Annotated in this window: 18 protein-coding genes; 7 read left to right on the top strand and 11 right to left on the bottom strand. The window is 68.0% G+C overall.

The window, feature by feature from the left end:
- The first annotated feature begins 71 nt into the window (after window positions 1–71).
- The gene (locus tag F573_RS0104635; RefSeq protein WP_019021625.1) at window positions 72–989 is read left to right on the top strand and encodes a GGDEF domain-containing protein; all 918 of its coding nucleotides are present in this window, start codon (window positions 72–74) and stop codon (window positions 987–989) included.
- A gap of 15 nt (window positions 990–1,004) precedes the next feature.
- On the opposite strand, the gene F573_RS0104630 is transcribed toward F573_RS0104635, so the two are convergent.
- Window positions 1,005–1,949 (bottom strand): hydrogen peroxide-inducible genes activator, encoded by a 945-nt coding sequence (locus F573_RS0104630; RefSeq protein WP_019021624.1) that lies wholly within the window; start codon window positions 1,947–1,949, stop codon window positions 1,005–1,007.
- A complete protein-coding gene (locus tag F573_RS0104625) occupies window positions 1,936–2,283 on the bottom strand; it encodes a DUF3301 domain-containing protein (RefSeq protein WP_018869127.1) in 348 nt (115 codons plus the stop codon). The genes F573_RS0104630 and F573_RS0104625 overlap by 14 nt, the downstream gene beginning before the upstream one ends.
- A gap of 115 nt (window positions 2,284–2,398) precedes the next feature.
- Here F573_RS0104625 and F573_RS0104620 point away from each other — a divergent pair, with 115 nt between their 5' ends.
- The 4 genes from F573_RS0104620 (at window position 2,399) to F573_RS0104605 (ending at window position 6,993) form a co-directional block, all read left to right on the top strand.
- Window positions 2,399–3,232 carry an inositol monophosphatase family protein gene (locus F573_RS0104620; RefSeq protein WP_019021623.1) on the top strand — a complete coding sequence of 278 codons (834 nt, stop codon included), beginning with the start codon at window positions 2,399–2,401 and terminating at the stop codon, window positions 3,230–3,232.
- A complete protein-coding gene (locus F573_RS0104615; protein WP_019021622.1) occupies window positions 3,229–4,641 on the top strand; it encodes an adenylate/guanylate cyclase domain-containing protein in 1,413 nt (470 codons plus the stop codon). The genes F573_RS0104620 and F573_RS0104615 overlap by 4 nt, the downstream gene beginning before the upstream one ends.
- Window positions 4,638–5,714, top strand: coding sequence for a tetratricopeptide repeat protein (locus tag F573_RS0104610; protein WP_019021621.1), 1,077 nt, complete (start codon window positions 4,638–4,640; stop codon window positions 5,712–5,714). Before F573_RS0104615 ends, F573_RS0104610 begins: the two co-directional genes overlap by 4 nt.
- Before the next feature lie 64 nt (window positions 5,715–5,778).
- Complete coding sequence (locus tag F573_RS0104605) at window positions 5,779–6,993, top strand: TraB/GumN family protein (RefSeq protein ID WP_018869123.1); 1,215 nt, start codon at window positions 5,779–5,781, stop codon at window positions 6,991–6,993.
- A gap of 42 nt (window positions 6,994–7,035) precedes the next feature.
- On the opposite strand, the gene F573_RS0104600 is transcribed toward F573_RS0104605, so the two are convergent.
- The 4 genes from F573_RS0104600 to F573_RS0104585 all read right to left on the bottom strand — a co-directional run bounded on the left by F573_RS0104600 (window position 7,036) and on the right by F573_RS0104585 (window position 10,181).
- On the bottom strand, window positions 7,036–8,034 hold the full coding sequence (locus F573_RS0104600) for a zinc-binding dehydrogenase (protein ID WP_019021620.1): 999 nt from the start codon (window positions 8,032–8,034) through the stop codon (window positions 7,036–7,038).
- 30 nt (window positions 8,035–8,064) lie between these two features.
- Window positions 8,065–8,550: a Slp family lipoprotein gene (locus F573_RS0104595; protein ID WP_018869121.1), complete on the bottom strand. Its 486-nt coding sequence runs from the start codon at window positions 8,548–8,550 to the stop codon at window positions 8,065–8,067.
- 47 nt (window positions 8,551–8,597) lie between these two features.
- A complete protein-coding gene (locus F573_RS0104590; protein ID WP_304412362.1) occupies window positions 8,598–9,224 on the bottom strand; it encodes a Slp family lipoprotein in 627 nt (208 codons plus the stop codon).
- A 63-nt stretch (window positions 9,225–9,287) separates the two neighbouring features.
- Window positions 9,288–10,181, bottom strand: coding sequence for an HDOD domain-containing protein (locus tag F573_RS0104585; RefSeq protein WP_018869119.1), 894 nt, complete (start codon window positions 10,179–10,181; stop codon window positions 9,288–9,290).
- 155 nt (window positions 10,182–10,336) lie between these two features.
- Between F573_RS0104585 and F573_RS0104580 the strand changes: the two genes are divergently transcribed.
- Complete coding sequence (locus F573_RS0104580) at window positions 10,337–11,134, top strand: dienelactone hydrolase family protein (protein WP_019021618.1); 798 nt, start codon at window positions 10,337–10,339, stop codon at window positions 11,132–11,134.
- 34 nt (window positions 11,135–11,168) lie between these two features.
- On the opposite strand, the gene F573_RS0104575 is transcribed toward F573_RS0104580, so the two are convergent.
- The 3 genes from F573_RS0104575 to metH all read right to left on the bottom strand — a co-directional run bounded on the left by F573_RS0104575 (window position 11,169) and on the right by metH (window position 18,130).
- Window positions 11,169–12,455: a response regulator gene (locus F573_RS0104575; protein WP_019021617.1), complete on the bottom strand. Its 1,287-nt coding sequence runs from the start codon at window positions 12,453–12,455 to the stop codon at window positions 11,169–11,171.
- A gap of 158 nt (window positions 12,456–12,613) precedes the next feature.
- Entirely contained in the window at window positions 12,614–14,164 is a 1,551-nt protein-coding gene (locus F573_RS0104570; RefSeq protein WP_019021616.1) for a bifunctional GNAT family N-acetyltransferase/carbon-nitrogen hydrolase family protein, read from the bottom strand.
- Between the two features lie 174 nt (window positions 14,165–14,338).
- On the bottom strand, window positions 14,339–18,130 hold the full coding sequence (gene metH, locus F573_RS0104565) for a methionine synthase (RefSeq protein WP_019021615.1): 3,792 nt from the start codon (window positions 18,128–18,130) through the stop codon (window positions 14,339–14,341).
- Between the two features lie 135 nt (window positions 18,131–18,265).
- On the opposite strand from metH, the gene F573_RS0104560 reads away from it, so the two are divergent.
- A complete protein-coding gene (locus tag F573_RS0104560; protein ID WP_019021614.1) occupies window positions 18,266–19,024 on the top strand; it encodes an arginyltransferase in 759 nt (252 codons plus the stop codon).
- A 9-nt stretch (window positions 19,025–19,033) separates the two neighbouring features.
- Here the strand turns inward: F573_RS0104560 and F573_RS0104555 are convergent, their stop codons facing one another.
- Window positions 19,034–19,879 (bottom strand): methyltransferase domain-containing protein, encoded by an 846-nt coding sequence (locus tag F573_RS0104555; RefSeq protein WP_018869113.1) that lies wholly within the window; start codon window positions 19,877–19,879, stop codon window positions 19,034–19,036.
- Window positions 19,876–20,694 carry a class I SAM-dependent methyltransferase gene (locus tag F573_RS0104550; RefSeq protein ID WP_018869112.1) on the bottom strand — a complete coding sequence of 273 codons (819 nt, stop codon included), beginning with the start codon at window positions 20,692–20,694 and terminating at the stop codon, window positions 19,876–19,878. The genes F573_RS0104555 and F573_RS0104550 overlap by 4 nt, the downstream gene beginning before the upstream one ends.
- Between the last annotated feature and the right edge of the window lie 274 nt (window positions 20,695–20,968).

The raw sequence follows: 20,968 nt of genomic DNA, 5'->3' as shown, positions 1-20,968 counted from the left end.
AGCATTTTGCAAACATGGCACGGTTCTCGCTTCTGCTTCGGCCAGGAATCATCGATCACCGCGAGGCAGCCATGAACAGCGACAACAACGCCACCAATCTGCGTCTGGTCTCCAGTAACGGCGGGGGACCGCAGCGCAGCGCACCGCTGGACGCCCTGGGGTTCGTCCAGACGGTGACCGCCACCCTGGAGCTGGGCGCGGTGATCGACCGTATCAACGAGCATCTGGCCGGCCACCTGGAGCACAGCGGCTGGATCTATACCACGGACGACGGCGAGATCCGTGAAGGCGGCGAACCCGACCGTCATCGGATCGAATACGCCCTCAGCTACAACGGCACCGACCTCGGCTCCCTGGTGCTGATGCGCGGCCGGCGCTTCGACGACCAGGAGCAGGCCCTGGTGGAATCCATCCTCGGCCTGGCCGCTCCGGCCCTGCACAACGCCTGGCGCTTCCGGCGGCTGCGGGCCAACCTGGAACGCGACGAGCTGACCGGCCTGGGCAACCGGCGGGCCTTCGAGATCCAGGGCGAGCAGTGGCTGGCCGACTGTCTGCGCCAGGACCGCCCGCTGTCGCTGCTGGCGGTGGATCTGGACCACTTCAAGCAGCTCAACGACCGCTTCGGCCACACCGTGGGCGACGAGATCCTGCGCGAAGTGGCCCGCGCGCTGCGCGAATCCAGCCGTCAGTCGGACCTGTGCGTGCGCATGGGGGGCGAGGAGTTCCTCGTGATCCTGCCCGGAGCGGACCTGCGCGCCGGCATGGACTGCGCCGAACGGATCCGGCAGGCGATCGGCGGCGTGCGGGTTTGCGCGCGTGGCGAAGAGGACGCCGCCGTCGAAAGCGACGGGGTAGCCGCCGTCACCGCCTCCATCGGCGTGGCCGCACTGGGCCGCCACACGACCCTGCAGAGCCTGTATCAGACCGCCGACGAGGCCCTGTACGCGGCCAAGACCTCGGGACGCGACCGGGTACTGGCCCGACACTGACGGACCGGCAGCGGGTCAGCCGTCGCCGTCTCCCGGCCGGATGAAGTCCACGCAGGTCAGCGGGGTCTGCAGGATCGCCTGACGCAGGGCCTCCACCGCCTCCGGTCGCGGGAACCGGCTGCGCCAGGCCAGCGCCACGCGGCGCGACGGCACGGGCTCTTCGAAACGCCGGACCGCCAGCAGCCGCTGGGCGTAGCGGTCGGCCCCGGCGGCGGTGCACGGCAGGATGGTCACGCCCATCCCGGAGGCCACCATGTGGCGGATGGTCTCCAGCGAGGACCCCTCCAGGTTGCTCGGGGTGCTGCCGTCCGCGGTGACGGTTTTTTGACACTCCGGGCAGCGTTCCAGCACCTGATCGCGGAAGCAGTGTCCCGCACCCAGCAGCAGCAGGGTTTCCTGCGCCATCGCCTGCAGTTCGACCGTCTCCCGCTCCGCCAGCGGATGACTCCCCGGCAGAACGCCGACGAACGGCTCGTCGTACAGCGGCAGGGTCACGATCCCCGGCTCCTCGAACGGCAGCGACACGATGATGACGTCCAGGTCGCCCTGCTTGAGTCGTTCGCGCAGCCGGCTGGTGTAGTTCTCCTCGATCACCAGCGGCATCTGCGGGGCCTGCGCGTGCAGCACCGGGATCAGCTCCGGCAGCAGGTAGGGCGCGATGGTGTAGATCGCCCCGAGGCGCAGCGGGCCCACCAGCGGATCCTGGCTCTGCGCCGCCACGTTGCGCAGCTGCTCCACCTCGGAAAGCACCTGGCGCGCCTGAGCGATCACCCGCTCGCCGGCCGGCGTCACGCTGATCTCGCCGTGGCCGCGTTCGAACAGCATCACGCCCAGTTCGTCCTCCAGCTTGCGCACCGCCACTGACAGCGACGGCTGCGACACGTGACAGGCCTCCGCCGCCCGGCCGAAATGCCGCGCATCGGCCACGGCCACCGCGTAGCGCAACTCACTCAGGGTCATGACTGCCGCCTCCGACTTCATCCACCGTTCGCCCGCCTTCGGGCCAGTCCAGGGTGATACGCTCCAGCGCCGCTCCGCGCAGGATCAGCCAGCCCCGCCGCCGTTCCACGCCGTCGCCGGCAAACTCGAACACGTATTCGCGCCGCAGCACGGGATTGCCCCGATGACGCACGGGCCGCAGCCGTCGCCGCACCACGCTGCTGTCGAGAAACTGTACGCCGGCGCGGTCACAGGCCTGCCGCGCGATGTGCCGCGCGCGCTCGTGCGCCCGCCAGTTGGCGTTCAGGTAGGCCACCAGCGCGGCCAGGGCTAACAGGATCAACACACCGGTCATGGATCGGTATGATACGCATACTGACACCGCAAACGCCCGCCGATCCGCCGGATGTGCCGCCATCCCCGGGTCCCGGCGCCGCACAGACGAGGCCCGGCCCCGTCCAGGAAACCGCATGAACGGCAACAGCATCCCTTTCTCCGCCCTTCTGGAAGGCCTGCGGACCATCGGTCGGGAAGAGCTCCTGCCGCGTTTCGTCAGTGGCACACGGGTGGACTACAAGGCGGACGGATCGGTGATCACCCCGGCCGACCATGCCGCGGATGCCGCGGTGCGCCGTCTGTTGCGGGACTGCGGCATCGACGAACCGGTGCTCAGCGAGGAACAGGACGAACCGGAACAGCAGCGCGTGCTCGACGAAGCCCCGGCGTTCTGGCTTCTGGACCCTCTGGACGGCACCAGCAATTTCGCCACCGGGCTGCCGTTTTTCGCCATCTCTCTGGCACGCATCGAGGGCCAGCGGGTGACCCACGGGGCTACCCTCGACCCGGTGCGCGGCGAACTGTTTTCCGTCACGGAGGACGGCCCGCTGCTGCTGGACGGCAGCGAGCCGGAAACCGCGGCCACCGCTCCACCCGAAATCCGGCGCTGCATCGCCCTGGTCGACTACAAGCGCGTTCCCCGCACCCTGGGACGGGCGCTGCTGGACGCGGCCCCGTTTGCGTCGCAGCGCAACCTCGGCGCCTGCGCCCTGGAATGGGCATGGCTGGCGGCCGGGCGTGCGGATCTGTACCTGCACGGCGGCCAGGCGCTGTGGGACAGTACCGCCGGCACCCTGATGCTGGAACGGGCGGGCGGCGCGATGGCGGACCTGTCCGGCGCACCGGTATTCCGCCGCGATCTGGCCCGGCGCCCGGCGATCGCGGCCCGCGCCCCGCAGCTGCAGGCCGTCTGGCATGCCTGGATCACCGAACAACTGGACCCGCCCGGCTCCGGAGCGTCGGCATGATGCGGCTGTTCCGTCGCGGGGGGCCACCGGAACAGCGGCGCCCCGCGGATTTCACGCCCCGCTATCTGCCGATCGCCTGGAAGATCGTCGCGGTGATCGCCGGGCTCACCCTGACCGGGATCGGCGTGCTGGCGTGGGTGATCCTCAGCCAGGTCAGCACGGTGCTGAACAACCAAATCCAGGCCCAGGCCGAACTGACCGTCGCCCCGGTGGCCCGCACCTCGGGTGAACTGATCCTCGCCGAAGATCACCTCACGCTGGAGACCCTTCTCAACTCGCTGGTCGAGGACGGTCGGGTCGAGCACATCGCCGCCTACGCCATCGACCGCGGCCGGGTCGCCGAGGCCGGGTCTCCGCCGGCCGACGACGCCGACGGGGTCTGGCCGCTGACGGCCGGGGCCGAACCCTACCGGCAGGAAGTGCGATTCCAGGACGTCCAGGTCGGCTACATCGAGGCCCGGATCGACTCGGCACCGATGCAGGAACTGATGCGCAACACCATCAATGCGGGCGTCATCACCGCCGCGATCGTGTTCCTGCTGAGCCTGATCCTCGCCATCGACATCTCCAAGCGCCTGGTGCGCCCGCTGGAACGCCTGGCCGAATCCATGCGCGAACGCATGCAGCCCGGCCCGGACGACCAGGACGACCCGCGGGTGGTGCTGCGGCGCGACGAGATCACCCAGCTGACCGAGGCGTTCAACACCATGGCCCACGACCTGCTGCGCAAGGATCAGGTCGAGGCCGCGCTGCGACGCTATGTCTCCACCGGAGTGGCCGAGGACATCCTCGACAACCTGGACCGCGTGGAGCTGGGCGGCCGCGCGGTCGAGGGCTCGGTGCTGTTCGCCGACATCACCGGCTACACCGCGCTGTCCCAGCAGTGCACCCCGGAGGCACTCGGACGCATGCTCAACGAGTTCTTCGGCCCCATGACCGAGTGCATCGCGGAGCACGGCGGCACGGTGGACAAGTACATGGGAGACTGCACAATGGCGGTCTTCGGCGCGGCCCGGCCCGATCCCGACCATCGCATCACCGCCCTGCGTACCGGCCTGGCACTGCTGGACACCATCGCCGGCATCAATGCGGAGCGCGAGGCACGCGGCGAACGGCGGGTGGAATTCCGCATCGGCCTGTACGCCGGCGAGATGCTGGCGGGCAACATGGGGGCCCGGGAACGCATGCAGTTCACGGTGGTGGGCGAGACGGTCAATCTGGCCGCCCGCCTGGTGACCATCGCGCCCCCCGGGGGCCTCGTCACCACTCGCGATTTCATGGAGCATCCTCACATGAGCCAGCACAACACCGGGAAGCTGGTGCAGGAAGACCTCGGCCAGCATGCCCTCCACGGCCTGAGCGAGCCGGTCGACGTGGTGCGGGTGCACCCCTCGCGGACCACGGCATGATTCGACGCCGGATCCGTTACACCCTGCTCGCGGTGCTGCTGGCGCTCGCCACGCTGCACGGCTGCGCCCTGCTGGAACCGCTCCAGGACCCCGACACGCGCGTCGATCGGCTGGTGGCCGAAGGCGAATATCGCGCGGCACTGGAAACCCTCGACGCGCTGCCCGACGAGGAGCGGGCAGCGCGCAAAGACCGTCGCGAGACCATCGAGGCCCGCGCGGCCGAGGCCGCCGAGAACGCCCTGCGCGAGGCCGGGAACCAGGCGGCCGAAGGTGCCGTGGGGCGGGCCCTGGACATCCTTGAGGAGGCCGATGCCCGACTGCCGGCCAGCGAGGAACGCCAGCGCCGCATCGCCGAGCTGGAACGTGACCGCCGCACCGGTCTCAGCGCCCTGGAGCGCCGCCACCGAGTGATGGAGGCGCAGGCCCTGGCCGAACGCCTGCGACTGCTGGACATCATGCAGCCGCTGGCGCGTGACGACGACACCCTGCCCGAAAACATCGACGATCTGCGCCGCCGTGGCGCCCGCCTCGCCGCCGAGCTCGACCGCGATGCCCGCGACGCCGCCCCCGAGACCGCACTGGAGCGTCTGCGACTGGCGCGCGAACTCGAACCCGACCCGGAACGCGACCGGCGCATCGCCGAGCTGGAAGCCGAGCTCCGGCCGGACCCCGAACCAGTGAATCAGGAAGACAGCACGGCGTTGCTGGATGCACTGGAACGCGCGCTGGACGAGGAGGACCTGATCGCGGCCCGGCAGCATTGCCGCAACATCGCCACCGACCGCCTGGATGACAGCGCTCGCGACCGCCACGATGCCCTGTGCGAACGCTGGGAGGAGCAACGCGACGCACGCACCGCCGAATTGCTGGAACAGGGCAGCGCGCATTACGCCGCCGGCCGCATTCGCGAGGCTCTCGACACCTGGGAACGCGCCCTGGACCTCGACCCCGAACACGCCGGGCTGCGCAGCGCGCGTGAACGCGGCCGGCGCGTGCTGGAGCGTCTGGACTCCCTGCGCGGCCCGGCGGACGGGCCGGAGACCCCGGGTGAGCCGTTGCGGCCCGCCCCGTGAACCGGCAGGCGGCGAACGAGCCTGATAGGATTCGATCACCCGAAAACAGCCCACCGGCCCGAACATGACTCCGAACGTCGAGGACCTGATCGCCAGCGAACCCCATCGCGTACTGCAGCTGGGGGACACCGAGGTCGTGCTGCTGGGCACCGCCCATGTCTCGCGGGCCAGCGCGGACCGGGTACGCAGCCTGATCGACACCGAAAGCTTCGACGCGGTCGCCATCGAGCTGTGTGAAAGCCGCCAGCGCGCGATGCTGGACCCGGATGCACTGGGCCGCATGGATCTGTTCAGCGTGATCCGCCAGGGCCAGGCCCCGATGATCGCCGCGAGTCTCGCGCTGGGGGCCTATCAGCAGCGCCTGGCCGAGCAGTACGGGATCGAGCCGGGCGCGGAGATGCGCGCGGCCATGGACGGCGCCCTGGACCAGGGCGTACCGCTGGCACTGATCGACCGCGATCTGGGCCTGACCCTGCGGCGCACCTACCGGGCCGTGCCGTGGTGGCAGCGCATGGGTCTGGTCGGCGGCCTGCTGGGCAGCGTGCTCAGCCGCGAGAAGATCGACGAGAGCGAGATCGAGCGCCTGAAGGAAGGCGACATGCTGGAGAACACCTTCAGCGAGTTCGCCGAGCAGTCCGAGGCCCTGTACGGCACGCTGATCCACGAACGTGACCTGTACATGGCCGCGCATCTGCGGCGCATGGCCGCCAGCGGCGAGCACCGGCGCATCCTCGCGGTGGTCGGCGCCGGGCACCTGGCCGGCATCGCCGAACAGGTCGGCCAGCAGCAACAGCCGCCGGACGAGATCCTGGACGAACTCGATCAGGCCCCGCCGAAGGCCCGCTGGCCGAAGGTGGTCCCGTGGGTCGTGGTGGGGGTGATCCTCACCGGCTTCGTGATCGGATTCCTGCGCAACCCCGACATCGGGATACAGATGATCATCGACTGGGTGGTCATCAATGGCGGACTGGCCGCGGTGGGAGCGGCGATCGCCCTGGCCCATCCGCTGACCCTGCTGACCGCGGCGCTGGCCGCGCCGCTGACCTCCCTGAACCCCACCATCGGGGTCGGCTTCGTGGCTGCCGCCGCGGAGATCTTCCTGCGCAAGCCCCGAGTCTCGGATTTCGCCCGCCTGCGCCAGGACACCACCCACGCCCGGGGCTGGTGGCACAACCGGGTCTCGCGCGTGCTGCTGGTGTTCCTGCTGACGACCCTGGGCTCGGCGGCCGGAACGTACATCGGCGGCGCGCGGGTCTTCAGCCACCTGTTCGGCGGCTGAAGACCCGGCTCCCCGCTCAGGCCCGCCTCGGTCGGGCCCGCATCAGTCAGGGATGCGCAATACCAGCTTGCCGCGACGCCCGCCGGCCTCGATCCGCCGGTGCGCCTCCGCGGTCTGCGCCAGCGGCAAGACGTCCTCGACGTTGACCTCCAGGGTGCCGGCCTCCAGGCGTGTCAGCCCGTCGGCCACGATCTTCGCCTGACGCGCCAGCCCCGTCCGGCTGCGCTGCAGCATCGGCGTCAGCATCAGCTCCAGATGGATGGCCGCGTTCTGCAGCCGCGCCGGGTTCCAGTCCATGCCGTCGGGGGGTGCCAGCAGGGTCACCAGGCGCCCGGCAAAACGGATCTGCCCCAGTCCCTCGACGAAGGTGTCACCACCGACGGTATCCAGCACCAGGTCGAAATAACGTCCGTCGGTAAAGGCGGCGATATCCGTCGCGGCACGGTCACTTCGGATGTCGACGTGATCCGCCCCCAGGGCACGCATCACCTCCACACCGGCATCGCTGCGCACCAGCCCGAGCACCCGGGCACCGGCGGCCCGCGCCAGCTGCACCGCCATCTGCCCGACTCCTCCGCTGGCCGCATGCACCAGGACATAGTCGCCCTCCTGCAGGCCGCCGCGGTCGATCAGCGCCTCCCGGGCGGTGATCCACGCCAGCGGCAGCGCCGCCGCCTCGGCGTCGGAGACCGCATCGGGCACCGGCACCAGGGCGGCCTCGGGCACCACCGCCTGTTCGGCACAGGTCCCCGGGTCGGCGCCGGTGCCACCGAAACAGAACGCCACGCGCTGCCCCGGGCGAACGTTCTGTACCGCGTCGCCGCAGGCCTCGACGACCCCTACGCCGTCACAGCCGGGGGTGTTGTGCGGCGCGCCCTCGACCAGCATGCCGCCCGCACGGACCTTGGTGTCGACCGGGTTCACGCCGGCCGCCAGCAGGCGCACGCGCACCTCGTCGGGCTCGCGGATCACCGGGTCGGGGCATTCGCCCAGGTATAAAACGTCGGCAGAGCCGGGCTCGTTGAACTGGATGGCTTGCATGTCACTCCCTGATTGAAACGGTTGAACGGGTCACAGTCCGATCCCAATACCGATGCCGAAGTTCACCCGTCCGGGCGCGGCGGGAGTGCCCGCCGGCCACAGATGCAGCTGCCGGGCTTCCAGTACCGGGAAGCGGTATTCCGCCTCGCCGATCCGGCCAGTCTCGACCGCGGTGACCGGTCCGGTGGCCGTCACGCGGCGCCCGGGGCGATAATCCACCGGATCGAGGAAGCCGTCCACCACGACCCGGAAACGCCCCTGACTGGCCGCCCCGGTGCGTGGCTCCTGCCCCCGTAATGGATAGGCCAGAACCTCCAGCACGGTGGTTTCGGGGCCGTGGTCGACCTCGGCGATGACGCCGCCCCACATCTGGTCGGTCTGCGGCAGCCGCTCGGCGGTAACCGCGCGCGGCTCCACCGGTTCGGCGGGACGCGGCGCCTCCAGCGGCGTGGCCGCGCAACCCGCGAGGGCCAGCGCCAGCAGGGCCGCCAGCAGAGCCCGCGCAACGCCCGACACGCGACGGGACAAACAGCGGTTACCGGATCTGTCTTCGTGCATCGGATTCACCGGAAGTGCCCGTCGTGATACGGATCGTGATGCAGCAGACGGGGGTGACGCCAGCCGGGCCCGTAGTAACCGCGGGGCATGCCCGAGTGGTACCACGGGTCATACCACGGGTCGTACCGTCGATCCTGCGGCGGCGGGCGTCGTTCCCAGAGATGCACGGCCTCGGCCTCCAGCTGCACGAACTCGTAGACATGCTCGCCAATGCGGCCTTCTTCGCTGCCCGCAATCCGTCCGCGCACGGTCACCTCGCGCCCCGGGGCATGGTCCCGCGGTTCGAGGAAGTCATCCACCCACACGCGAAACCGCCCGGGAGAGACATCGGTTTCCCGCGGCCGCGCATCGCGTCCCAGAGGGCGCGCGACGATCTCCAGACGGGTCCCGTCGTCGGTATTCTCGACCCCCGCAACCACCCCGCCCCAGACCACGAGCGCACCTGCGGCGGCAGCCACATCGGCACGCACCGTAGCCAGATCCAGGCGCTGGTCGGGAAGTGGCCCCAGCCGCTCGGGCACCGAGGCGCAGCCAGCCACGCCGAGACCGACGATCAGCAGCAGTGCCAACCGGAGCACACGGCCGGAACACGGTATTCCGGGAACAGAGCGAGCGCGGGAGCAACGGGTCATGGCAAGTTCCTCACAGTCATTCCGGTAGACCGCGGCCGCCCCGCCCGGGTTCTCGCATGGCCATCAGCCGGCCGGCGTACCCACCTCCGGATCGGACAGGGCCTGCACCGCCAGGACCTCGTGCTGGGCGTCTTCCACCGCCTGCAGCAGCATTTCCGGCGAGACCCCGGCGATCGACCAGGCCTGCTCCTCCAGCGGCGGCGCGTCGGCCCAGTCGCGCGAATCGATCTCGGCGAGATGGGCGCCGGTGTTGGCCAGATGCACCAGGGCCACCGAGGGTCGATGGCGATCGCTGGCGGAAAGCGGATCGTGGTGCCAGGCAATGCCCTCCACCAGGGCCTCGGGCAGCCCCCAGCGCTCGGCCAGTGCCCCGCCCAGACGGGCGTGGTCGAAGCCCATCTGTTCGCGCTCGGCGGCCTGCGGCGACGGGCCCTGCGCGGTATCCAGGCTCGCCAGGAAGGCGCGGTGCGCCGCTTCGGGCGACTGCGAGAACAGCAGCAGCTTGCCCAGGTCGTGCAGCAAGCCCGCCAGAAAGACCACGCCGGCCGCACGCGGGGCCACCGCCTGCGCCAGCTGCCGGGCGATGACGGCGCAGTAGGCCGAATGACGCCAGAAGGTCTCCAGCGGCAGACGCTCCTGCTCGGGGAGGGTGTTCATGGAGCGCGTCACGGCACTCGCCACCACCAGACGCTGCAGGACGTCGCGCCCCAGCATCGCCACCGCCCGCTCGATCGAATCCACCGCGCGCGACGGCGCGTAGGCCGGGCTGTTGGCCAGACGCAGCACATGAGCCACCAGACCGGGATCACGCCCGAGGGCCGCAGCGATCTGCGGCTGGGTACTTTCGTCGTCGTCCAGCAGCCGCGAGACCTCGAACACCACCTGCGGCATGGCCAGCAGCCGGTCGGCCGCCTCCACCCGGGCCTCGAGGCTCGCAAAGCCCGTCTCGTCGCTCATCGGATCTCCTCCCGTGTGGCATTACCCTTCCGCGCCGCATTTCCAGCTTAGCCCCTGCGCGGCCCCGACGCATCCCGGAACGGGCGCTCTTGTTCGCATTCCGGAGCGGGACCATACTCGAATGGCCGATTCGGCGATTCGACAAGGAGACACCCATGCAACCACTGCGAACCCTGAGTGCCGCCGTGGCGCTGGCCGCACTGTTCCCTGGCCTGGCGCTGGCCGACCTGCACACCGAATCCGTGACCTACGAGCACGACGGGCAGACCTTCGAGGGCTTCATCGCCTGGGACCCGTCGGTCGACGGTCCGCGTCCGGGCGTGCTGGTGGTCCACGAATGGTGGGGGCACAACGACTACGCCCGCAGCCGCGCCGAGCAGCTGGCCGCGGAAGGCTATACCGCCTTCTCGCTGGACATGTACGGCGACGGCCGCACCGCGGACCATCCGTCCGAGGCCGGCGAGTTCGCCGGGCAGGTGCGCGAAAACCGGGACATGATGCTGGAGCGCTTCGGCGCCGCGCACGACTACCTGCGCGGCCACGATCAGACCGCGGACCAACCGGTGGCGGCCGTGGGCTACTGCTTTGGCGGCACGGTGGCGCTGGAAGCGGCACGCGCCGGAGCCGATCTGGCCCTGGTGGCAAGCTTCCACGGCGCACTGGCCACCGAGCACCCGGCGTCGGCCGACACCCTGAAGCCCGAGGTCCTGGTCTTCAATGGTGCGGCCGACCCGATGGTGCCGAAAGAACAGGTGGATGCCTTCCGCGAGGAGATGGACAACGCCGACGCGGACTGGACCCTGGTGGATTTCGGTGGCGTGCTGCACAGCTTCACCAACCCCGACGCCGACAGCATCGCCGAGCGCTTCGACATGCCGGTGGGCTATGACGAACGCGCCGACCGGGATTCCTGGCAGCACCTGCTGGGGGCCCTGGAGCGTCGTCTGAAATAGGCCCGACGCGGGCGCTGCACGAACCTCCGGGGGCTCAGAACCCCCGGAGGTAGATCAGTACGCCCAGGAAGATCACGGCCAGCACCGCAGCCACCAGCACCCCGCGGAACCATGGCCGCGACCACAGGCGATCGCTGGGGGGATCGAAGCTGGCTTTCCCGGAGCTGGTCGCGGCCGGGGTCTCCCCGCCCTGCTCCGAGGCAGGCCCCTCGGCCTCCGGCGCAGCCTTCGGCCCCCCGTTGAGCTCCAGCTCCAGATCACGGATGCGCGCGCGCAGGGACTTGTTCTTGTGCATCGCCTCCGACAGCTCGCGTTCACGCTGTTCAAGGCTGTCGCGCAGCTGGGCCAGCGTACTCTCCTGATCGGAGCACTGCGTCTCCAGCTCGTGCTGCGCGGCCTCGGCCGCCGACGCGCGCTCGCACTGCTGATTGCGCTCCCCGCGCAGGCGCTCGGCGGTCTGGTTCGCCGCGTCGCGTTCCTCACGGGCCTTGTCGCGCTCGCGCTCCAGCTCGACCAGCTCGTGCTCCAGCCGGATCACCTCACCTTCCAGCTCGGTCACCCGCTGCTGGCGGTCGTCGTCGGACGTAGCCCCGCCCTCCTCCGCCGATTGTTCCTGCGCCTGTTCCAGGGCCTCGCTGGCCTCGCTCAGGCGCTGGCGCGCCTCTTCCAGCTCCTGCTCGAGCGCACGGCTCTTTTCCTCGTATTCGTCGGCGCGCTGATAGGCGGCGGTGGCATCGTCGCGGGACTCCGCGAGGGCCTGGCGCAGCCGGTCCAGTTCGTTGTGCAGCTCGCGATCCCCGGAGGAACTCTGGCGCAGCATCAGTTCGCGCCGCAGCCGCTCGACCTCGTCACGCAGGTGGCGCAGCTCGGCCTCGGTCTCCTCGTCGGCCACGGGATGCTCGGGCAGGAGCTCGGCCACGACCTCGCGGACCCGTCCGGGGACAAACGGCTTCTTGAGCACGGCGTTCGCGCCCATGGAACGCCAGTCTTCCTCGGACTGTTCGTCGTTCTCCTGCCCCGTGACGATCCCCACGGGCAGGTCCGCGGGAACGCCATCGGCCCCGTCCCGGATGCGCATCAGGAGGTCCTGGCCGTCGAGCTTGGGCATGGAGAGATCGGTCAGCACCAGACCGATGTCGTTCTGTTCCTGCAGGCGGGCCCACGCCTCTTCACCGTCCGCGGCCTCGTAGACGGTATGGGTATCCCGGAGGATGCGCTGCAGGGCCACGCGGATCACCTTGGAATCGTCCACGACCAGAACGGCCGTACGCGGCCCGCCGGCAGACGCCCCGGGCGTTTCGCTCGTCACTGCTTCCGCCATGGTTACCCCCTGAAAACCTCGATGCCTTTCCGTGGCCTCCTGCGCCCACGGCAGCGGACGACACGTCCGTAGTTCAGATTACGGCCGATGACCGAACAATACCACCCCGCACCGGCGGGGATCCGCGGAAGATCTTCACGTTTTGGCTCCGGGTATCTCTACACGGGGCTGGATTTCCAGTCGATCGCGTAGAGATCCCGCCGGCGATCCCGCAGGTTGCGCACCGAACCGTGGTTGCGCAGCTCCTTCAGGTTGTCGAGGTCGAGATCCACGATCAGGGTCATCTCGGTGTTCGGGGTCGCCTCGGCAGCCACCGCGTCGTGCGGGAACGCAAAGTCGGAAGGGGTGAACACCGCGGCCTGCGAGTACTGCATGTCCATGTTCTCCACCCGCGGGAGGTTGCCCACCGAACCGGACATGACCACGTAGCACTCGTTCTCGATCGCCCGGGCCTGGGCGCAGCGGCGTACCCGCAGATAGGCGTTCTTGGTGTCCGTCCAGTACGGCACGAACAGGATCTGCAGGCCGTGATCGGCCATCACCCGCGGCAGCTCGGGGAACTCGACGTCGTAGCAGATCAGGATCCCGATCTTGCCGAAGTCGGTGTCGAAGACATGCACCTCGTCACCGCCCTGCAGCCCCCAGTAGCCGATCTCGTCGGGGGTCACGTGCAGCTTGTACTGGCGATCCCAGGTCCCGTCGCGCCGGCACAGGTAGGACACGTTGCGCAGCACGTCGTCGTGGTATTCGGGCATCGACCCGGCGACGATGTTGATGTTGTAGGACAGCGCCAGGCGCACCATCTCCTCGCGGATGTCCTCGGTGTATTCCGCCAGGCGGCGCACGGCCTCGGCCGGATAGTCCTGGTTGAACGCGCCCATCAGCGGACCGTTGAAGAACTCCGGGAACAGCACGCAGTCGGCGCGGTAACCCGACACCGCGTCCACGAAGTACTCCACCTGCTGGAACAGGGCATCGAGGTCGGCGGTGGGCCGCATCTGCCACTGGACCACGCCGATGCGCACGTCCGAACGGCTGCCGCCGATCAGCTTTTCCTTTTCCTCGTAATAGATGTTGAGCCATTCGATCAGCGTGGCATACGCCCCGGACTTCTCGTCGTCCGGAAGGTAGTCCGTGATGATCTTGCGCACGTGGAAATCGTTCGCCAGCTGGAAGGTCAGAATCGGATCGGTGACCTCGTGGTTCTTGACCTTCTCCACGTACTGCTGCGGCGTCATCTCGTCGCGATGGGCCTCGTATCCGGGGATGCGTCCGCCGGCCACGATCGCGCGCAGGTTCAGCTTCTCGCACAGCTCCTTGCGCGCGTCGTACAGCCGCCGCCCCAGGCGCAGGCCGCGGTAATCCGGGTGCACGAAGATGTCCACGCCGTACAGCGTGTCCCCGTCCGGATCGTGGGTGGTGAGAAAGCCGTTGCCGGTGATCTGCCAGTAGTTGTGGTGATCGCCGAAGCGCTTGTACTCGACGATCAGGCTGATCGCCGCCGCCACCACCTTCCCGTTGTCCTCGATGCAGATCTGCCCTTCGGGAAAGCGCGTGACCTGGGAGCGGAACTGCGCCTCGCTCCAGGCCCCGTCCAGGTCCTGGTATACCCGCTCCATGATTTCGCGGATGTCGTCATAGTCCTCCAGCCGGGTCTGACGCAGGGTGAGGACGTGCTGGGTGGAATCGGTTTCCTGACCTGAGGTCATGCGGGGCTCCGTTGGTATGGGGCGACGGGCGCGGGCGCCCGCCGGGACATGCCTGCAGGATACAAACATCCCGCGACGCGCGGAAACCGGGACAGGCCGTCCGCGGGATTCCGCCCACGAAAAAGGCCCCGCACGGGGCGGGGCCTGATTCGGGTCGCAGGGCGGACCCTGCGGTTACGCGCTGCGCGCCTCGCGCTCGGCCGCGGCTTCCGCCTTGGCCTCGTCGCTGTCGTCGTAGCCGATGTTCGGCGCGAGCCAGCGCTCGGCCTCCTCGAACGACATGCCCTTGCGCTTCGCGTAGTCCTCGACCTGGTCGCGGTTGACCTTGCCGAGGCCGAAGTAACGCGACTCCGGGTGCGCGAAGTACCAGCCGGAGACGGCCGACACCGGCAGCATGGCGTAGCTCTCGGTGAGCGTCATGTCGGCGTTTTCCTCCGCCTGCAGCAGCTCCCAGAGCGTGGCCTTCTCGGTGTGCTCGGGGCAGGCCGGGTAACCGGGTGCCGGACGGATGCCCTGATACTTCTCTTCGATCAGGTCCTCGTTGGCCAGCTGCTCGTCCGCGACGTAGCCCCAGTAGTACTTGCGCACGTATTCGTGCATGCACTCGGCAAAGGCCTCGGCCAGGCGGTCCGCCAGGCTCTTCACAAGGATGGCGTGGTAGTCGTCGTTGGCCTTCTCGTATTCCTCGGCCTTCGCATCCACGTCACCGCCGGCACTGACGGCGAACGCACCGATGTAGTCCGGGCCACCGGCCTCCTTCGGCATCACGAAGTCCGCCAGCGAGTGGCTGGGCTGACCGCGACGCTTCTCGGTCTGCTGGCGCAGGTGGTGCAGCTTCTTCAGCACCTGGCTGCGGTTCTCGTCGGCATAGACCTCGATGTCGTCGTCATCGACGCTGTTCGCCGGGAAGAAGCCGACCACGCCGCGGCAGGTCACCCACTTCTCGTCGATCATGCGCTGCAGCATCTCCTGGCCATCCTTGAACAGCTTGCGTGCCTCTTCCCCGACCTTCTCGTCTTCGAGAATGCGCGGGTAGGCCGCATGCAGCTGCCAGGAATGGAAGAACGGCGTCCAGTCGATGTACTCCTTGACCTTGTTCAGGTCGAAGTCGTCGAAACGCAGCAGCACCGAACCGTCGCCGTGCGGATGCAGCACGGTCGGCTCGCCCGGCAGGTCTTCGGTCTCCAGTGCCTTCGGCCTGGCCGGGGCATAGGCCGACCAGTCGATCTGCGGCTTGTTGGCGCGCGCCTTCTCCAGCGACAGCCACTGGACCTTCTTCTTGCGACCGGCATTCTGCTCGCGCAGCTTCGCGTATTCCTCGCGGATCTCGGCGGCGTAGTTCTCGCGCAGTTCGGGGCTGATCAGGCTCTGGGCCACGCCCACCGCACGCGAAGCATCCTTCACCCAGACCACCGGGCCGGAGTAGTTCGGCTCGATCTTGACCGCGGTGTGGGCGCGCGAGGTGGTCGCGCCACCGATCATCAGCGGCGTGGTCATGCCTTCGCGCTCGAGATCGGCGGCGAAGTTGGCCATCTCCTCCAGCGAGGGCGTGATCAGGCCGGACAGACCGATGACGTCGACATCATGCTCCTTGGCGGCCTTCAGGATCTCGGCACCCGGCTGCATCACGCCGATGTCGATGACCTCGAAGTTGTTGCACTGCAGGACCACGCCGACGATGTTCTTGCCGATGTCGTGCACGTCGCCCTTCACGGTGGCCATCAGGATCTTGCCGTTGTTCTCGGTGCCGGTCTTCTCGGCCTCGATGTACGGGATCAGGTGCGCCACGGCCTTCTTCATAACGCGCGCGGACTTGACCACCTGCGGCAGGAACATCTTGCCCTCGCCGAACAGGTCGCCGACCACGTTCATGCCGTCCATCAGCGGGCCTTCGATCACCTGGATCGGGCGGTCGTAGGCCTGACGGGCCTCTTCGGTGTCGTCCACCACGTAGGTGTCGATACCCTTGACCAGGGAGTGCTCGAGGCGCTTGCTGACTTCCCACTCGCGCCACTCGAGGTTCTCTTCCTTCTTGCCACCGCCCTGGCCCTTGTACTCCTCGGCCAGCTCGAGCAGGCGATCGGTCGCGTCATCGCGGCGGTTCAGGACCACGTCCTCGACCGCTTCCTTAAGCTTCGCGTCGATATCGTCGTAGACCGCCAGCTGGCCGGCGTTGACGATGCCCATGTCCATGCCCGCCTTGATGGCGTGGTACAGGAACACCGCGTGGATCGCCTCGCGCACCGGCTCGTTGCCGCGGAACGAGAACGACACGTTGGACACGCCGCCGGAGACCAGGGCGTGCGGCAGGTCCTTCTTGATGCGGCGCACCGCTTCGATGAAGTCGACGCCGTAGTTGTTGTGCTCTTCGATGCCGGTCGCGATCGCGAAGATGTTCGGGTCGAAGATGATGTCCTCGGCCGGGAAGCCGACCTTCTCGGTCAGCAGCTTGTAGGCGCGGGTACAGATCTCGACGCGGCGGTCCTCGTTGTCGGCCTGGCCATCCTCGTCGAAGGCCATGACCACGATCGCGGCGCCGTAGCGGCGGCACAGTTCGGCCTGCCGGATGAAGTTCTCCTCGCCCTCCTTCATGGAGATCGAGTTGACCACCGGCTTGCCCTGCACGCATTTCAGGCCGGCCTCGACGATCTCGAACTTGGAGGAGTCGATCATCACCGGCACGCGGGCGATGTCCGGCTCGCCGGCCAGCAGATTGAGGAAGCGGACCATCGCATCCTGCGACTCCAGCATGCCCTCGTCCATGTTGATGTCGATGATCTGGGCGCCGCCCTCGACCTGGTTCAGCGCGACTTCCAGCGCGACGTCGTATTCCTCGTTTTGGATCAGGCGCAGGAACTTGCGCGAGCCGGTCACGTTGGTTCGCTCGCCGACGTTCACGAACAGCGAGTTATCGTCGATGTTGCACGGCTCCAGACCGGACAGGCGGCAGGCCGGAGAGACCTCCGGCACCTTGCGCGGCGGGAACTTCTCGACCGCCTCGCGGATCGCGCGGATATGCTCCGGCAGGGTGCCGCAGCAGCCGCCGATGATATTCAGCAGGCCTTCTTCGGCCCACGGGCCGACGTCCGCGGCCATCTGCTCCGGGGTCTCGTCGTAGTCACCGAACTCGTTGGGCAGACCGGCGTTGGGGTGCGCGGACACGTGGGTGTCGGCAATGCGCGACAGTTCGGCCACGTACTGGCGCATCTCCTTGGCCCCCAGCGCGCAGTTCAGACCGATGGAGATCGGGTTCGCATGGCGCACGGAATTCCAGAAGGCCTCGGTGGTCTGGCCCGAAAGGGTACGACCGGAGGCGTCGGTGATGGTGCCGGAGATCATCACCGGGAGGTCCTTCCCGAGCTCGTCTTCCAGGGTCTTGACCGCGAAGATCGCGGCCTTGGCGTTCAGGGTGTCGAACACCGTCTCGATCAGCAGCAGGTCCACCCCGCCCTCGACCAGCGCCTCGGCGGCCTCCTTGTAGGCCTCGACCAGGGTGTCGAAATCGACGTTACGCGCGCCCGGATCGTTCACGTCCGGCGAGATGGAAGCGGTGCGGTTGGTCGGGCCGAGGATGCCGGCCACGTAGCGCGGACGATCCGGGGTCTTCTCGGTCCAGGCATCGGCGGCCTTGCGCGCGAGCTTCGCGGATTCGCGGTTCAGCTCGGGGACAAGATCCTCCATATGGTAGTCCGCCATCGCGATGCGGGTACCGTTGAAGGTGTTCGCCTCGATGATGTCGGCGCCGGCCTCGAGGTAATCGTTGTGGATCTGCTCGATGATGTCCGGGCGGGTCAGGGAGAGCAGGTCGTTGTTGCCCTTGAGGTCGCCTTCCCAGTCCTTGAAGCGCTCGCCGCGATAGTCCGCCTCCTGCAGATCGTACAGCTGGATGGTCGTGCCCATGCCGCCATCCAGAATCAGGATGCGTTCCTTCAGGGCGTTCTCGAGATCTTGTCGCGTTGCCGTCATGTGCCGTACACCATTGGTTTCAAATGTCATTACTTTAACATGCCGGGCATCGAACCCCGGTCATGTCCCGCCGGTGGCGGGGGGCACGGCCCGGTATGCGTTGGCGCCCCGGGCCGGAGCTGTCAGGATAGCGGAATGCAGGAATCCCCGATCCGCTGGTATCTGACTGCCCCGCAGCCCTGTCCGTACATCACGGACGGGCGCGAGATGCAGTCCCTGCTGGTCGACCCCGAGGCCCGGCTGGATGCCGCCGGCTTCGGGGCCCTGCTGGCCGAGGGCTTTCGCCGCAGCGGCCGTTTTGTCTATCGCCACCACTGCCCCGCCTGCGATGCCTGCGTGCCGGTGCGCATACCGGTGGCCGCCTTCCGCCCGAACCGCAGCCAGCGCCGCTGCCTGCGCGCCAACGCCGACCTCGATATCGATTATCGCGCCCCGCCGGGGGCGGGCGACGGTCGCACCGAGGCCGACCTGGACGAACACATGCCGCTGTTCCTGCGCTATCTGCGCAACCGCCACGCGGGTGGCGGCATGGAGCAGATGAATCGCGAGGAATACGCCGGCATGCTGACGGAACGCAGCGCCCCGGTGGAGCTACTGGAGTTCCGCCGCGCCGGACAACTGCTCGGCGTCGCCATCACCGATCGTACGCCGCAGGGGCTGTCGGCCATGTATACCTTCTACGAGCCGGACCTTCCGGCCCGTGCGCTGGGCACGTTCGGCATCCTGTGCCAGATCGAGCATGCGCGGAACCTGGGGTTGCCGCATGTCTATCTCGGGTACTGGATCCCGAACGCACCCCGCATGGACTACAAGATACGATTCCGCCCCGCCGAGGGTCGACGGGGCGGAGCCTGGCGGGCCCCGGACGACGCACGCCCGCAGGACCCGCGATAACGGGCCTTCTTATTCCGGCTTGCGGAAGCGGAAGATGCCCCAGGTCAGGTACCCGGAGTTGCCCCCGTCGACCCAGTGCTGCAGGCCCTGCTTCATGCGGTCGATGTAGTCCTGCGAGATGAAGCGCTTGAGCTCCTCCTCGCGCGACTCCAGTTCCTGCTTCACCCGACCGTAGTGCGTCGAGATCTGCCCGGAATGCTCCTCGAAACCGATCTCGCGCAGCCCGGCCTTCTGCGCCGCATCGCGGTACAGGGACGGGGAGGCCAGCGAATCGAGGTGGATGCGTGCAAGGATCGGATCCAGCACGCCCTCGGGGCAGTCATCGGTCTGCATCGGATCGGTGAAGATCAGCCAGCCACCCGGCTTGAGCAGCCGCGCTGCCTCCTGGATGACCTTGTACTTGTCCTCGTTCGGGCTGTGCAGGAACGAATCCTCGGACCACACCACGTCGTAGGACTCGTCCGGCTCGTCCACCTTCTCGAAGGAGCCGTCGACCACGGTGATCTTGTGGTCCAGCTGACGCGCCCGGTTGATCTCGCGATCGCGCTCGTTTTCCTTCTCGGAGAGGTTGAGCGCGGTCACGTCACAGCGGTAGTTCTCCACCAGGTAGCGGGCCACGCCACCGTAGCCCGCGCCCATGTCGAGCACGCGCCAGTGCGGCTCCGGCTCGCCCAGCATGTCGGCCATGTGAGCCACGGTGCGCCGGCTGGCGTCACCGATCGGCTCGTCCTGGTACTCGTACAGGCCGATGTGCAGGTCTTCGCCACCCCACACCATCTTGTAGAAGGTGTCGGCATCCTCGCTGTTGTAGTAGTCGCGCGCCGTTTCAACGACGTCGGAATAGTCCTGGCTCATCGATTCTCGTCCTCGAGATAGGTCTTGTCGGCGACGTGAATGAAGAAATCCGGATCGGCTTCGCGGTAGGTCTCCTGGAAGTCCCCGTAGGTCTCGATCTGCTGGAAACCGACCTCGCGCATCAGACGGCGGACATAGGCCTTGCGCAGCGGGAACATGTTCAGGAAGTACTCGGACCCGTCGGGGAAGCGGTACTGGAAGCGGGCCAGGCCTTCGTCGACGTGGGCCGGTTCCACCTGCACGTCGTCGCCACAGTAGTAGTACGTGTGCTTGGACGAGTAACCGTGATCCAGGATGGTGTCGTAGTTGCGCTGGTCCAGGATCAGCACGCCGTCATGGTTCAGGGCGGAGTAGAACTCGGCCAGGGCCTTGCGGCGGTCGTGCTCGTTGAACAGATGGGTGAAGGAGTTGCCCAGGCAGACCACGGCGTCGTAGCGGCCGTAGATGTCGCGGTTGAGCATGCGCCAGTCGGCCTGCACCGTGCGCAGGATGTGGCCGCGCGAACGGCCGTTCTCGAAGGCCTTCACGAGCATCTCGTGGGCGCCGTCGGCGGTCACCACGTCGAAGCCGGCCTCAAGCAGCTGCACGGAATGGAAACCGGTGCCGGCGGCGACGTCGAGCACGCGCTTGGCGCCACGCTTCTTCAGTTCCTCGATGAAGAACGTGCCCTCGCTCTTGGCGCGGCTGTCCCAGTCGATCAGGTCGTCCCACTTGTCGACAAAACCGGTGGTGTATTCCTGGTGGTAGTTGTCGGTATCGCGGCGTTCAATCGGCTCGTCGCCGAAATCCTGATCGTTCTTCACGTTCGCTGACATGCTGATTCCTCTTGGCTTTGCTGCAATGAAGTGCGTCCGGCCCTCGTGGCCACGGATGCACCGGGTTACAACGCCTGTACGACCGAAGACGATCCCGCACCCCGGGTCGCTGGCATGAAACTTCTCCTGCGAGGACCGGGTACGGGCGGCCCGTCATCGCGGGCTCCCGATACGGATGCGTTGTTTCCAGCATCCGGCGCCGGCCTGGCCGGCGGTTCCTGACACCCGGAAGGATTCGGTGGTTGCCCGGGTGCCGAGCCGTGGTCTGGCGGCT

This window comes from Thioalkalivibrio sp. ALE23 (genome assembly GCF_000378545.1).
Taxonomy (GTDB): Bacteria; Pseudomonadota; Gammaproteobacteria; order Ectothiorhodospirales; family Ectothiorhodospiraceae; genus Thioalkalivibrio.
The sequence above is the reverse complement of the archived record's forward strand: the minus strand, read 5'-3'. Positions and strand labels throughout refer to the sequence as shown.

Coding starts and splice junctions, on each gene's coding strand:
- F573_RS0104635 (WP_019021625.1), top strand. CDS start 72: ATGAACAGCGACAACAACGCCACCAATCTGCGTCTGGTCTCCAGTAAC.
- F573_RS0104630 (WP_019021624.1), bottom strand. CDS start 1,949: ATGACCCTGAGTGAGTTGCGCTACGCGGTGGCCGTGGCCGATGCGCGG.
- F573_RS0104625 (WP_018869127.1), bottom strand. CDS start 2,283: ATGACCGGTGTGTTGATCCTGTTAGCCCTGGCCGCGCTGGTGGCCTAC.
- F573_RS0104620 (WP_019021623.1), top strand. CDS start 2,399: ATGAACGGCAACAGCATCCCTTTCTCCGCCCTTCTGGAAGGCCTGCGG.
- F573_RS0104615 (WP_019021622.1), top strand. CDS start 3,229: ATGATGCGGCTGTTCCGTCGCGGGGGGCCACCGGAACAGCGGCGCCCC.
- F573_RS0104610 (WP_019021621.1), top strand. CDS start 4,638: ATGATTCGACGCCGGATCCGTTACACCCTGCTCGCGGTGCTGCTGGCG.
- F573_RS0104605 (WP_018869123.1), top strand. CDS start 5,779: ATGACTCCGAACGTCGAGGACCTGATCGCCAGCGAACCCCATCGCGTA.
- F573_RS0104600 (WP_019021620.1), bottom strand. CDS start 8,034: ATGCAAGCCATCCAGTTCAACGAGCCCGGCTCTGCCGACGTTTTATAC.
- F573_RS0104590 (WP_304412362.1), bottom strand. CDS start 9,224: ATGACCCGTTGCTCCCGCGCTCGCTCTGTTCCCGGAATACCGTGTTCC.
- F573_RS0104585 (WP_018869119.1), bottom strand. CDS start 10,181: ATGAGCGACGAGACGGGCTTTGCGAGCCTCGAGGCCCGGGTGGAGGCG.
- F573_RS0104580 (WP_019021618.1), top strand. CDS start 10,337: ATGCAACCACTGCGAACCCTGAGTGCCGCCGTGGCGCTGGCCGCACTG.
- F573_RS0104575 (WP_019021617.1), bottom strand. CDS start 12,455: ATGGCGGAAGCAGTGACGAGCGAAACGCCCGGGGCGTCTGCCGGCGGG.
- F573_RS0104570 (WP_019021616.1), bottom strand. CDS start 14,164: ATGACCTCAGGTCAGGAAACCGATTCCACCCAGCACGTCCTCACCCTG.
- metH (WP_019021615.1), bottom strand. CDS start 18,130: ATGACGGCAACGCGACAAGATCTCGAGAACGCCCTGAAGGAACGCATC.
- F573_RS0104560 (WP_019021614.1), top strand. CDS start 18,266: ATGCAGGAATCCCCGATCCGCTGGTATCTGACTGCCCCGCAGCCCTGT.
- F573_RS0104555 (WP_018869113.1), bottom strand. CDS start 19,879: ATGAGCCAGGACTATTCCGACGTCGTTGAAACGGCGCGCGACTACTAC.
- F573_RS0104550 (WP_018869112.1), bottom strand. CDS start 20,694: ATGTCAGCGAACGTGAAGAACGATCAGGATTTCGGCGACGAGCCGATT.